Source organism: uncultured Psychroserpens sp., assembly GCF_947500255.1.
GTDB lineage: Bacteria > Bacteroidota > Bacteroidia > Flavobacteriales > Flavobacteriaceae > Psychroserpens.
Genome location: NZ_CANMRL010000003.1, coordinates 275,783 through 290,415, shown reverse-complemented (window position 1 = coordinate 290,415; position 14,633 = coordinate 275,783). Strand labels below are relative to the sequence as shown.

The following is a 14,633-nucleotide window of genomic DNA, read 5'->3' as shown; positions in this document are numbered from 1 at the left end:
AAATATTATTTCAAATGGAAACAAATTCAAAATTTAACTGGAAAGATCATATCTCAATTGTTGATTCAAGTTTAAACGCAGAAGCCATTGCCAATGTCATTAAAGTGGATACAGAAATGCTGGCTCATATGGACGATTTACAAGATAAAGTTCAGGCCGATTTGACAAAATTCCAACCAGTAATTGTTGCTCAATTCACACCTGGTGGTGGAAAATTTACTTTAGTTAGAAATGAATATGGTGAAGAGGCAAGATATACTGTAGAACCTGTTGCAAGACTGTTTTATATGGCCAAATCTATTGCTCATGCGCCTCTTGGTATTTTTGGATGTTTTGGCCCTTATAGTACAGATCCTAAAAATCAAGGCTGGAGAGCACCAATGGAAGATTATAGAAATGTATTGGCAAAAGCCTTATCAACAATAGACGATATAGATGTTGAAGAGGGCTATCAAATTGATGACACATTAAAGAAGAAATTGGTATTAGATTTAAACAATGTTACTGGTGAATTTGATGATGCACCACCACATGTAGATGAAACTACAGTTGTACCTCATATTATAAAAGTAATGAAAGATTTATTGAAATCTTCAATTGATTTTGTCGATAACACAGCTTTGAAATTAAGTGATGACGAATCTCCTGCAGAAGTATTTCAAAAATGGTGTAATATGTCTAGTGATGATAATGATAATCCAGATGATACACTTTATAAGCTTATTGTACAATCCCAAGTCATTGCAGCATCAACTCAGCAATTAGGGATAAGTTCATTGATGAAAACATGGAGAGACACATTTTCAGAAGAAGATTGGAAGAATTTATATGTGATAGTGCAAGGTGAGTGGGTAACTCGAAAGTTAAATTCAATAGCACAGTGTATTCTACCAGAAATGGCAGATAAAGAAGAAGCTTTAGATGAACACCTTTTGATTGTTACCAACCTTACAGATGTAGACCCTGCCTTACATTTTTTAGCTAGAATCTTAGAAGATAGATCTGCTGCTGCCATGATTCTAACTGATCATAGTCAGCCAAGAAATGACCTGTCTGGTCAGGTAGATTTATTAGGTCCGGTAATGCAAGATGTTGTATGTCCACATATGAGTGCTTCCAATAAAGCACCAGCGACGTCCGATACATGCCCTCATTAAAATAATCAATACTAGTTATATGGAAGCTTCTGAGTATAAAAATAAACTCACGTTTTATCTCGATGGTAAAAAAATGACACTATTTAAGGTATCTCCTAAAATGCGATTGATAGATTTTTTACACTTACCTGAGATAGGTAAAGGCGGAACTAAAATTGCTTGCGGACAAGGAGGTTGTGGTGCTTGTACAGTGATGTTAACGAGTTATGATAGTGCTCAATGCAAAATAATTCATCGTGCAATTAATGCTTGTTTGCGTCCGCTATCTTCTTTAGATGGCACATTGATTACAACAACTCAAGGTATTGGAAATGTCAAAACAGCCGTAGATGAAGTGCAATGGACTATTGCAGCTAATAATGGATCACAATGTGGTTATTGCACACCTGGTTTTGTGATGAATATGTTTACCAGAATGCAAGAAGACACAAAACCTACTTTAAAGGAAGTAGAAGATTTGTTTGATGGTAATATTTGTCGATGTACAGGTTATCGTCCAATCTTAGATAGTTTTAAAAAACTAGCTAGTGATTATAAGCCGCCTAAGCATTTACCCGAAATGAAATTGGATCCAAACTATAAACCAAAGGAAGCACCTCATTCTACAAAGGTTACCATCCCAAAAGGTTTTGTTCAGTATATGGAAAACCCTGAAAACATTCATTTTTCAAATGACATGTACAACTATTTTAGGCCAACTACATCATCACAATTATTTGATTTATTGGATAAATATGGTCCAGTTGGTCCTAACCTTCAGTTAATGAGTGGCAATACAGCCGTAGGAATTTATCCTACCAAAGCTAATTATAATGAATCCTACCAAGATCCTAAATGTATTATTGATATTTCTAAAATAACCGAACTCCAATCTGTTAAGTCAACCGAAAGCAGTCTTACAGTAGGCGGGCAAATTACATTGTCCAGATTTTTGGAAGTTCTTCAAGCTGAAATAGAAAAACAAGGCGATGATAGAAGTAAAGGTTTAGTAGCTTTAAGTGAACACCTTCATAAAGTGGCTAATCTCCAGGTACGAAATGAAGCTACTTTGGCAGGGAATATTTTTATAGGAACCAATAAAGGGTTTCTTTCCGATTTAGTATTGGTGTTAGCAACACTTGAAGCAACAGTGACTGTAAAAACTAATAATGAAACGTCTACTTTTCCTATTCTTGATTTACCAAAAGCTTCAGAATTAAGTAAAAATGCGTTTTACTATTCAATAACAATACCGTTTACTCAAACGAATGATTATATAAAGACTTTTAAAATTAGACGACGCGTAGAAGATTGTCATGCTATTGTTAATGCTGGATTTAGAGCTACATTTAATACGAAAGGGGAAATTACCTCAAGTCGTTTTGTAGTAAATGGTATTCATGCAGATTACAAGGATACATCCGAAGGATTGAAGTTTAAACCAATTTTGTTATCTAGTGTATCTGAAGCATTAATAGGAAAGAAATGGAACGAAGATACATTAAGCCATACACTACGTCATATTGCAGATGAAATTCAAAACTATGCACCTCCAAAGAACGGTTCAAATGAAAGCATAGAAATTGACCAAATATCATTTTCATATCGCCAACAATTAGTATCCTCTTTATTCTACAAATTTTTTATTGCTGTATGTAAACAACGTGATATAGATGTGCCAGCAAAAATAGCGTCTTTGAACGATCCTTTAAATAATGAAGTTTCATCTGGAATTCAGTTTTATAATTCTTATGAAGAAGAGTTGCCTGTATCTGCTCCGTTTGTAAAGCTTTCAGCTTTTATGCAAGCTACTGGTGAGGCAATATACACCTCAAGTGTGTTAACTCCTCCAAATACGTTAGAAGCAGCTTTTGTGTATAGTACTATTTCTAGAGGAACTTTTCATTACTGTTTGCCTAATAAGAAAAAAGTGGATCTACAAGAGTTAAAAAGCTTCCTAGAAAATAAGTATTTGAGTTTTGTTGATTTGATTGCCTATAAGGATATCCATACGGATAATCAAATAAATAATTGGGGAGGAGCAGGACTAGATGATCCTTTATTTGTGCCTTCTGAAGATGATGACATCCCATCAGTAATTCTTGAAAAAGGAGAGCATTCCGATATTTTTTCTCCTAGAGAAATATCTACAATTGGAGCACCTCTTGCTATTGTTTTAGCAAATACAGAAACACAATCAAATACCATTGCCGAATATGTTAGACAACATTGCATAGCATATTCTGAGTATCCTGGTATTTATATTGAAGAAGCCTTAAAAGAAAAACATTATTTCCCTCAGGCGCCTAGCACAAACCCAGGTTTAACACATATTGAGGAAATGCTAAGGCCTGGTAGTAAACAAGATGTTATAAATACCTTAGAAAAACATATAAACAGTAACGTCAATTCTAAAAAAGGTTTTGCTTCTGGAAAACAATCCACAGGATATCAAAACCATTTCTACATGGAAACCATGACTGGTCTAATTATTCCGGGAGAAAATAAAGACATGATACTGTATTCTACAACGCAAAATTTGGCAGATGATCAGAGTGTGGTTGCCAGTATATTGGGCATAGATGCTTCCGATGTAAAAGTAGTTGTACAACGATTGGGAGGCGGTTTTGGAGGTAGACAATCTCGTGCGCGATTTATATCGGGTCCAATTGCTATCGCTTCTAGTAAGCACAATTGTCCAGTGCGTTTAAAAATGACTCGGGAAACGAATTTTATTATGTGCGGAAACCGACATCCTTTTTATGGGCATTTTGCAACCCAGTTTGAATCATCTGGGAAAATAACAGGTATGGTGATGAACTATGTTTCTAATGGAGGAAACACATATGATCTGTCGTTTCCAGTGATGGATTTATCTGTATTAAGTGCTGATAATGCCTATAACATAAAAAACTTAAAAGTCACAGGAAATGTATGTCAGACTAATGAGATTAGTAGTACAGCATTTAGAGCTTTTGGTTTAGTACAAAGTATGAATATACTTGAAGAGTGTATTGAAAAAACGGCTTTTGAATGTGATATAAGTCCGGAAAAACTTAGAGAATTGAATTTGTATAAAGATGGACAAGTTAAATGGGGTAGTTTTGAAATTACAGATTGGACTTTAGATGTTTTAAAGACGTATGGTTTTGATAAATCAACATTGCACAGTTTAAAGGCTTTACAAGGCGAAATTTATAAAGATGAACTTGAATTAGAAAAGGCTATTAACACACATAATATTGAAGCTTTCATTGGACCATCAAATATTGATAGGCTCATAATCCTAAAAGATTTTAGTACCACATCTTATGATTATACGCCTTATTTAACAGGGCTAAAGTGGAATAATATTAATCAGATATGGACAGATTTGAAGACATCTTCAGATTTTGAAAAAAGGAAAGTAGATATTAATGACTTTAATGCGAATAATAAATGGAAGAAGAGAGGAATATCTATGATTCCTCTAAAATATGGCATTTCATTTAATGGGCCGAGAGGAGCTTTAAATCAAGGTGGTGCCTATGTTCTTATTTATTCTGGAGACGGTTCAGTTTTAGTGCATCATGGAGGTGTTGAAATGGGACAAGGTATTCAAACTAAAATGGCACAAATAGCGTCTAAAACCTTAGGAATACCTATTGAGTATATTAAAATGGCAGAAACAAATACAAATATTGTTAATAATGCTTCTGCTACAGCGGCATCAACAGGATCAGATCTTAACGGAGGAGCTGTTCAAAAAGCATGTATGGCATTAAGGGAGCGCTTAGAGCAGATGTGTGTTGATCTTGAAGAAAATGCCTTGTATTTTGCTGAATCAGATGATGGAGATTCTGAAGATGTTTTAAAGGTTAAAACTATTGTGCGTAATTGGAGAGATCATTGGTCTGATATATGGCCATTGATTATTGAATGGGCTTATACAAGTAGAATAAATTTGAGTGAATCTGCTAGGTATAGGGCGCCTCATCATGAGGTTGTAGATAATACGCATCCAATTGGAAGACCATTCTTCTATTTTACTTACTCTGCAGCAGTAAGTGAGGTTGAAGTGGATATCCTTACGGGAGAATTTGAAACTAAGCGTACAGATATCTTATTTGATCTAGGAAAAAGTCTGAACCCATTAATAGATGTTGGTCAATTAGAAGGCGCATTTATCCAAGGATTAGGTTACTTGACAACCGAAGAATTAATTAAACAAGGACCAAAAGAAGCTCCAGTAAAAGGTGTTCCAAAAAACGCAATTACCTCTGTAAATACATGGGATTACAAACCACCTGGGTCAAAATCTATTCCTACAGATTTTAGAATTTCAATTTTTGATGACAGGTTAACGCCTTCAGAGAGACTTGATCCAAAACTGGCAGCAAGAGCAGTTAAATCTTCTAAAGGTATAGGAGAACCACCATTGGTTCTTGCAAATTCAGTATTCTTTGCCATCAAACAGGCTATACTAGCTTTTTACAAAGAAGTTGAATATGATGGATGGGTAGAAATGACAGCACCAGCAACAATAAGCAAAATTCAAACAGCTTGTCATGTAGCATTAAAAGATATGACTCTTAAATAAACATTTTTAAAAATAAAAATATGACAACTTCAAAACCAACACCAGTGATTTTTAACCATAGTGCCGCTATTGACGATTTTGTTTCAACTGCAGTACTGAGTTCAATGCCTAATATTGAAATAAAAGGTATCGTAGTAACAAATGCAGATTGTATTGCAACTCCAGCTATGGACACATCAAGTAAGGTTCATCAATTTCTCGGTTTAGATAAAAAGGGTATTCCATTAACCTTAAGTATGTCTCGTGGGTGGAATGCATTCCCTTGGGCATATCGAAAAGATTGTATTACAATGGGAACAATAGAATCTTTATATCCTTATAAAAGCCATGTAGAGCCTCCTTATCAATCTGGAGAAGAAATGATAGAGACATTATTATTGGAAGCAATGATAATGAGTGACCCAGTAGTTGTATTGGCAACAGGTCCAATTACTGCAATTACGGATGTTCTAAAAAAACGCCCAGAACTTATTAAAGGTATTAAAGATGTTATTTGGATGGGCGGAGCGATATTTGTTAAAGGAAATCTCTATGACAAAACAGTATCTATACCACGCGAAATTGCAAATGATAAAGCTGAATGGAATGCATTTTGGGATCCATTTGCTGTTAACGAAATGTTCAATCGGTTTAGTGGTGTACATATGTTTCCTTTAGATATCACAGATAAAGCAAAGATTACCGATAAATTCAAAACGGCTTTAGCTTCTCAGGCAAAGACGTTTAATCTGTCACAATTTGTTAGCGAAGCCTATGGCTTGGTTAAGGATGAACCATTTTATGAAATGTGGAATACTTTAGCCACTTGTTTTTTAGGAACTTCTGCTAGCACAATATTTGCTGATCCAGAAGAAATATCATTAACAATAGACGAATGGGGTAATGATACCCAGGGTTGGATTCATCAAATGGAAAATAGAAACCCTCAATCTGTTTATTTCAATATGAAAAATTCAGACGCATTTTATGATTATGTATTAGGACAACTAAAAATGAATGTTTAGTGCTATTGTGATAGCTGTAAAAAAATAAACCAATCTTATGAAAAACAATTTTATAATAATAAGTGTTTGCCTTTGCATATTAAGCTGTAATGAGCCTAAAGAAAGATCTGATTTTGAAACCACATCTGAGTACTATGAAATGATGATAGAAAAGAATGACATCGCAAAGCTTAATCAATTTTTCACCAACATGCCCAAAGGTGGTGATATTCATCATCACTATACTGGATCTATATATGCTGAAACTTATTTAAATTGGGTAAAACATAAAGATTGGAGAATTGATAGCTGTAGCTTGAAAATAGTTACAGACATAAGTAAAACCAATACATGTAAATTATTAACAGCAGACGAAGTTATTGAGAATACAATGCTTTATAGACAATTATTAGAGCTGTGGTCTGATTTAGATTTTGGTAATCATAATCATTCTGAACCACCACCAGATTTACAATTTTTCAACACTTTTGGTTATTTCGGAGCTGTTTCCGATGAATATATGGATGTAGGACTTAATATATTAAAAGAAAGAGCTATCAACGAAAATGTCTCATATATTGAAACCATGATAAGTGCTGTTGGTATATCTAGTAATGACTATTTTCCCACAGACAATACTTTAAACACCTTATTAGAAAATGCAAAAACACAACAAGAAGTTGATAATATATTGAAAGATATAGATTCTATATATTTTAATGATAAAACGTTTGATAAGGAGATTGATGAATTTGTAGATAAGCTCACAAAAGATCATAATGGTATAGATACTGAAAGTTTCACAATGCGATTTCAAAGCTATGGTGTTAGGGTACTAGAACCGTTACAAGTATATACAGACCTTCTTTCGGCATATATAGCTGCTACAAAGTCACCATTACTCGTGGGTGTTAATATTGTAGCTCCTGAGAATAATTATACTGCTCTTAAAGATTATACACTACACATGCAAATGTTCAATTATCTAAAAAGAAAATATCCAGATGTTAATAGAGCTTTACACGCAGGGGAACTAACTTCAGGTATGGTGAGGCCTAAAAATCTATTGTTTCATATTAATCAAGCCTTAGACATAGCGCAAGCTCAGAGGATAGGCCATGGAGTGGATTTGCCATATGAAAAGGATTCCTACGAACTATTATCAAAGCTAAAAAATCAAGCTGCAATTGAAATAAATTTGACAAGCAATAAGTTCATATTAGGAGTTGAAGGAAGAGAGCATCCTTATTTAATTTACTCTAGTTATGGCGTACCTCTGGTTATTTCAACTGATGACTCTGGTGTCTCAAGAAATAATTTATCTAATGAGTATATGCTATTAGCTTCTAATTATACACCTTCATACGAAAAAATAAAAGAGTATGTATATAACAGTATTCATTATTCATTCATGAATGAGAATGATAAGAAAAAATCTATACACACTTTAGACAAAAAATTTGAAGAGTTTGAGCATAAAATAGCTAAGCAGATACGACATTAAATTTTTCTACTAAAATTAATTTATAATGTAATGCATCTGTATAGGTTGTAATTTACTATTTATGTAAACCATACAAAATCGTATATTGTACACAATTCTATACAATAAGTGCAAATGTCAATATCTCGAAGCGTAATAATTTTTCTTTTTTTCGTATTACATGGTCTCGTTAGTGCTCAGGAAATCCTACCTATACAAATCTATCCGTCTGATATATACAAGGCAGAAACTCAAAATTGGTCTATATCTCAATCTGATAACGATTACATCTATGTTGCTAATAATATTGGTTTATTAGAGTTTAATGGTGCCGAATGGAAGTTATATGAAACACCTAACCAAACCATATTACGTTCGGTTAAAGCTGTTGGAGATAGAATATATACAGGCTGCTACATGGAGTTTGGTTATTGGGAGCGTAATAATTTTAATCAATTAACCTATACATCATTATCTAAAGATCTTCAATCACCAATGATTGAAGATGAACAAGTTTGGAATATTATAGCTTTAGATAAGTTTATAGTATTTCAATCTTTAGATAGACTTTATAGCTATGACACAAATTCGAAAGAATTCAAAATTATTAGCTCCGAGACAACTTTAACTAAGATGGTTGAGGTTAACAATACTATTTATTACCAAAAATTAAATCAAGGAATATTTAAAATTGAAAATGGTAAGGAAACATTGTTTTCAGATAATGATATTCTAAAATCGAATAGAATCATAAATATTTTTAATATCGATGGCAAATTTATCATACAAACCAATCAAAAAGGTTTTTTTGTATTTGATAATGGTCAATTGTCTAAATGGAATATCCCAGCCAATGATATTATTTCAAATCTTACAATATACAGTAGTGTTAGGCTAGAAGATGGAAGTTTTGCAATTGGCACGATTTCCAACGGAATTATTAATCTTAATAAAGAAGGAAATATATCATATGCATTAAATCAAAATAATGGACTGTCAAACAATACGGTACTTTCTGTTTTTGAAGATAAAAATGATAATATATGGTTGGGTTTAGATAATGGAATTAATTGTATTAATAGCTCATCACCATTTAGAGTATATAATGATAAAAAAGGCCAGTTGGGAGCTGTACATGCCGCAAAAGTCTATAATGATAAATTGTATTTAGGAACAAATCAAGGACTTTTTGTCAAACCTCTAAATTCTTTAGAAGAATTTAAACTTGTAGATGGTACCAAAGGTCAGGTCTGGTGTCTAGAAGTTTATGACAACACGCTTTTTTGTGGTCATGATCTTGGAACCTTCGTAATCAGCGAAAATGGGATACAACAAATATCAGATATTGAAGGAACTTGGAGAATAAAGCAAGTACCCAATAATGAAAATTTATTATTGAAAGGGAGTTATGCTGGTTTAAGCGTTTTACAAAAAGTTAATAATGAATGGCAGTTTAGAAATAAGATTGACGGATTTGATATCTCATCTAAATTTTTTGAACTACTCGATAGCAGTCAAGTATTTGTAAGTCATGAGTACAAAGGGGTTTTTAAATTAGACCTTAATGATGATTACACTAAAGTATTGAAGGTGAAAAAGGAAAGTTCTGTTAAAAAAGGGCTACACTCAAGTTTGATTAAATATAACTCAAATGTATTGTATGCCTATAGTCAAGGGATTTATTCTTATGATGTTTCATCTAATTCATTTCAAAAAGACACCATCCTAAGTAAGGTTTATCATGCAGAAACATATGTATCAGGTAAACTGGTGAATACTCCTGGTAAACTTTGGAGTTTTTCAAAAAGAAATGTCAATTATATATCGCCTGGACTCCTTAGTGATACACCACAAATTAATAGAATACCATTACCTAGTGATTTAAGGGAGAGTTTAACAGGCTATGAAAATATTATTCCTATTGATAATCAAGAATATCTTATTGGAACATCCTCAGGATACATTATTGTAGACTTATCTAAGATGAGAAACCAATCTTACCGTATAAAAATCAACTCTATATCTAATTACGCATTGGATTCTGATAGCAAAATGATAGAACCTAGTGTAAAAAAAGAGTTTCATAATAAGAATAATAATTTCGCCTTTACATATAGTATTGCCGAATTTGATAAATATCTAGAGTCTGAATATCAATATAAACTTGATGGAAACTACAATAAATGGAGTTCATGGTCTAGTTCTCCTTCAGAATTATTTAAAAATTTGCCTTTTGGGGATTATACATTTTATGTACGAGGTAGAGTAGGTAATCAAATGACTGATAATGTGGCCGAGTACTCATTCACGATAGATAAACCGTGGTACTTATCTAATCTTATGGTTTTTCTTTATGTACTGTCAGTGATGGCGTTCTCAATTATTATGCATAATGTCTATAAAAGAAATTATAAGAAGCAGAAAGAGAAGCTAATTATAGAAGCTGAGAGAGAATTAGAGCTTAAAGAATTAGAGAATGAGCAGCAATTAATGTCGTTAAGAAATGAGCAATTAAAACAAGATATAGATAATAAAAATCGTGAGTTGGCTATATCGACTATGAGCTTAATTAAAAAGAACGAGTTTTTGAATAATATCAAAGAAGAGCTGAAAAGTGTCAATGAAACAGAAGGTTTAAATCCAGTGATTAAGATTATTGATAAAAACTTAAACAATACAGACGATTGGAAATTTTTTGAAGAAGCATTTAATAATGCTGATAAAGATTTCTTGAAAAAAGTAAAGGCAAAACATCCGTCATTAACACCTAATGATCTTAAACTTTGTGCATATTTACGGTTAAATCTGTCTTCAAAAGAAATCGCTCCTTTGCTAAATATTTCATCACGAAGTGTAGAAGTGAAACGTTATAGACTTCGAAAAAAAATGGAATTACCACACGAATCTAGCTTAACAAATTATATTTTAGAAATTTAGTCACTATACACTCGACTATTTCACCTATACAATTCCTATACATTTAGGTTTTTTTAACAAATTACAACGTTGTAGTTGTATTGTTTAACGTAGTTTTAATATGTGTTAAACAGAACGATAACTGCGTATTTCGCAAAAAAGAGACGTTTTTTTTGCGATGTATGTTTTTTGTTGAGGTCATTTTTAGCATTTTATTAATATGTAAGACTAAATTTACCTATCAAGTATCCTAAAAAGGTGTGGTAAGGTTTTTCAAATTGAAATGACGAGGTTTTTAATCAAAACCATAAAATCCAATCCTTTAATTACTAACTTAAAAACAACTAAATGATGAAGAACAATTTTCTTGTACTCTTTCTTTTCCTAGTAACATTTTCAGTTTTAGCTCAATCTAACAACGTTGTTGTTGATAAAAGTATAGACGGAATGAAATTAAAAGTGGATGGAAAAGATTTCATGGTTAATGGTGTCAATTGGGATTATGTACCTATTGGGACAACAATTACAGATGCTGGTATTTGGGCAGAATCTGATGATATTATTAGAGCTGCGTTAGATGGCGAAATGCCATTACTTAAAAACATGGGTGTTAATGCCATAAGAACATATGGGCTTCCTCCTAAGTGGATTACTTATATATATGAAAACTACGGGATCTACACCATGCTTAATATTACGTTTGGTGCATATGGTCTAACAATTGATGGAGCCTGGACTCCACAAACCAATTATGCAGATCAAGCCACTAGAGAAATCTTGATGAAGGAAGCACGTGATATGGCAAATACTTATAAGAATACACCAGGATTATTATTGTATATGATAGGTAATGAAAATAACTATCATTTGTCTTGGACTGGTGCAGAAACCGAAGCCATTCCCATTGATGGTGCCGAAGATCCTAATAAAATTGCTGCTGCACGAGCTTTATATAAAGCCTTCAACGATGCCTCTCTAGAAGTTAAAGCTATAGATCAATCTCATCCGGTTGCTATTTGTAATGGAGATTTACTTTATATAGATCTAGTAAAAGATGAATGTACAGACATAGATATATATGGTACTAATATGTATAGAGGTGTTTCGTTTGGAAATGCTTTTCAAGAAGTTAAGGATAAACTAAACCTACCAATCCTCTTTGCAGAATTTGGTGGCGATGCATTTAATGCAAGAGATAATCAAGAAGATCAATATTCTCAAGCCTATTATAATGTTGGAAATTGGAAAGATATATATGAAAACGCCTCTGGAATGGGTAAAGCTAATAATTCTATTGGAGGTTTTACATTCCAATTTAGTGATGGTTGGTGGAAATATAAACAAACTGAAAACTTAGATGTTCATGATAATGTTGCCGTTTGGCCAAATGGTGGATATAGTAGAGATCAAGCAAAAGAAGGTGATCTCAATATGAATGAGGAGTGGTTTGGTATTTGTGCAAAAGGACCAACAGATGCTAGAGGACTTTACACATTATATCCTAGAGCTGCTTATTATGCACTTAAAGAAGTACATAAATTAGATCCTTACAATCCTGAAATGACTCCAGAGTTCATGTCAAATTACTTTGATAATATTGAATTAATGGACGCTGTACTCAGAGCAAGAGGAGATAAAGCTGCTTTAGGTGGCGGCGGAAGTCAGAAAATAAGAATCAGTAACCTCGGTGCACGTTTTACAACATTTAGTACTGGTGGAAGTTTGATAACTACTCCTGAAACTGAAGATCCTAATGCTAATGTATTTCCTAATCAATTAGGTTTTGATCATATGCAGTCGTATTTCGTCGGAATTGAAGGTAATCCAGCTCCAAATATGAGAGCTAATGTGAACTTTAATATTTTGGGTAATGTAGCTGAAAACCCAATTGATGAAATATTTTATGAGAATGTAGGTAGACCAATTACTGTTGTTGGTGTTGAAGGAGGTAATGATTTAGATGTAGAAATCAATGACTTTAACAGACTAAGAGTTTATAATGCCGAATTCGAATGGAATACAAAATATGCTGATATCAAAGGTTTTTACAGAACTGGGCATTACCATTGGGGATATGAAGGCGATTTCTTCGGATTGTATCCTGAAGCTAATTACGGTCCAAACTTAGATATTTATAATGGTGAGATACTTGGGATGGAATTCAACGGTAAAGGATCTCTTAATGGTTTAAAAGCAGCATTCGGACCTCAATTATGGTGGGGAGCTAATCCAACCGCTTTATTAAAATATCAACGTAAAGTTGGTGATTATGAAATTACTGGTATATACCATAGAGATATTGAAACCGATTTAGAATTTGATGAAAATGGTCAACGTGTATTGGATGCCAATCAAGTACGAAGTGGTATTATTCCAGCATGGCCAACAGAACGCGCAACACTTGTTGTAGAAAGAGATTTTGGCAAAGTAGGAGTGACACTTGGGGCAATCTGGGGTGGAAGTCCATTAAATGGCAGTACATATCAAGATATCGACAACGGAGAGGTTGTATTAGATGAAGTACAAAGCAAAGACAATTGGGGTGCTAAAGCAAAAATCACTTATGGAGGTGGTAAGTTTAATTGGTATGCCCAAGGAGCTATCATGGGCTTAGTTGCTAATGGCGGAGCCGATCAAACGCAAACCTTCACAGGGTGGAAATTGAGAGATTCTGGTAGTGGAAATGTGTCTAGTATTTTAAGTGGTTTCACATATACAATGGGCGATTTTCAAATTGCACCAAACTTTATGTATCAAAAACCGTTAGTTGACCCTATGCCCAACGGTGGTGATGCACCTGGGAGATTAAGAAATGTTATTAGCGATCCTTTCGCAGTAAGAAATGGTAATAGAGAAACCACAGGAGCTGAATTATTACTTACCTACGATCCAACACCTGGAACATGGATGTATTCGTGGGATAATGATAGAGCTGAAGATGCTAAATTTGCAATGAATTTAGGATTTGTATTCCGTCACCTTCCTACAACAATGGATGCTCATATTGGTTTCCAAGCTAATCGTACATTTTTTGCATTCCCAACATCAGTACCTGCTGACGACTTATGGGAATTACATTCTAGAATGGTATCTAAAATTAGCCCAGACTTAGGGTTGATTGGTAATTTCTACTACGGAAATGGACAAGCTAATGGTGATAGTGATAGAACAATTGATCGTTTTGGTGCAGATATCAGAATGATTTACAAGAAAATGAGTGTACGAACACATGTAAAAGTTAATGATTGGGGGCCTTTTGATTACCATAGGGATTTTAACTTAACATTTCCAATGCAATTAATGCTAGACGTGTCAACCTCATTGGGTAAACCTGATTGGTTTATTCTACCAAGTACACGAATTGGAATAAGAGGAACCTGGAGAGCTCTAGATCAATTCTCACCTAGGTATTCTCCTACGAACACATTTACTGATGACTTTCCACCACAACCAATATTAAGTCCAGCTGGATTTTCTGATGGCTCAGAGTGGGAGATTAGAACCTATGTACATATCAATATTGGAAAATAAAAACG

6 protein-coding genes are annotated in these 14,633 nt (G+C 33.6%); all 6 read left to right on the top strand.

All coding sequences use genetic code 11. The features are described 5' to 3' along the window. Positions 1-14: 14 nt before the first annotated feature. The 6 genes from Q0783_RS10720 to Q0783_RS10695 all read left to right on the top strand — a co-directional run bounded on the left by Q0783_RS10720 (position 15) and on the right by Q0783_RS10695 (position 14,628). The gene (locus Q0783_RS10720) at positions 15-1,157 is read left to right on the top strand and encodes a hypothetical protein (protein WP_298895014.1); all 1,143 of its coding nucleotides are present in this window, start codon (positions 15-17) and stop codon (positions 1,155-1,157) included. 19 nt (positions 1,158-1,176) lie between these two features. Beyond that, the gene (locus Q0783_RS10715; protein ID WP_298895012.1) at positions 1,177-5,715 is read left to right on the top strand and encodes a molybdopterin cofactor-binding domain-containing protein; all 4,539 of its coding nucleotides are present in this window, start codon (positions 1,177-1,179) and stop codon (positions 5,713-5,715) included. A gap of 20 nt (positions 5,716-5,735) precedes the next feature. Further along, a complete protein-coding gene (locus tag Q0783_RS10710; protein ID WP_298895010.1) occupies positions 5,736-6,719 on the top strand; it encodes a nucleoside hydrolase in 984 nt (327 codons plus the stop codon). Between the two features lie 37 nt (positions 6,720-6,756). Beyond that, positions 6,757-8,202, top strand: a complete 1,446-nt coding sequence (locus Q0783_RS10705) for an adenosine deaminase (RefSeq protein WP_298895008.1) — start codon at positions 6,757-6,759, stop codon at positions 8,200-8,202. A 114-nt stretch (positions 8,203-8,316) separates the two neighbouring features. Continuing rightward, complete coding sequence (locus tag Q0783_RS10700; protein WP_298895006.1) at positions 8,317-11,118, top strand: triple tyrosine motif-containing protein; 2,802 nt, start codon at positions 8,317-8,319, stop codon at positions 11,116-11,118. A 330-nt stretch (positions 11,119-11,448) separates the two neighbouring features. Next, positions 11,449-14,628: a glycoside hydrolase family 2 TIM barrel-domain containing protein gene (locus Q0783_RS10695; protein WP_298895467.1), complete on the top strand. Its 3,180-nt coding sequence runs from the start codon at positions 11,449-11,451 to the stop codon at positions 14,626-14,628. Positions 14,629-14,633 lie beyond the last annotated feature (5 nt).

Coding starts and splice junctions, on each gene's coding strand:
- Q0783_RS10705 (WP_298895008.1), top strand. CDS start 6,757: ATGAAAAACAATTTTATAATAATAAGTGTTTGCCTTTGCATATTAAGC.
- Q0783_RS10720 (WP_298895014.1), top strand. CDS start 15: ATGGAAACAAATTCAAAATTTAACTGGAAAGATCATATCTCAATTGTT.
- Q0783_RS10695 (WP_298895467.1), top strand. CDS start 11,449: ATGAAGAACAATTTTCTTGTACTCTTTCTTTTCCTAGTAACATTTTCA.
- Q0783_RS10700 (WP_298895006.1), top strand. CDS start 8,317: ATGTCAATATCTCGAAGCGTAATAATTTTTCTTTTTTTCGTATTACAT.
- Q0783_RS10710 (WP_298895010.1), top strand. CDS start 5,736: ATGACAACTTCAAAACCAACACCAGTGATTTTTAACCATAGTGCCGCT.
- Q0783_RS10715 (WP_298895012.1), top strand. CDS start 1,177: ATGGAAGCTTCTGAGTATAAAAATAAACTCACGTTTTATCTCGATGGT.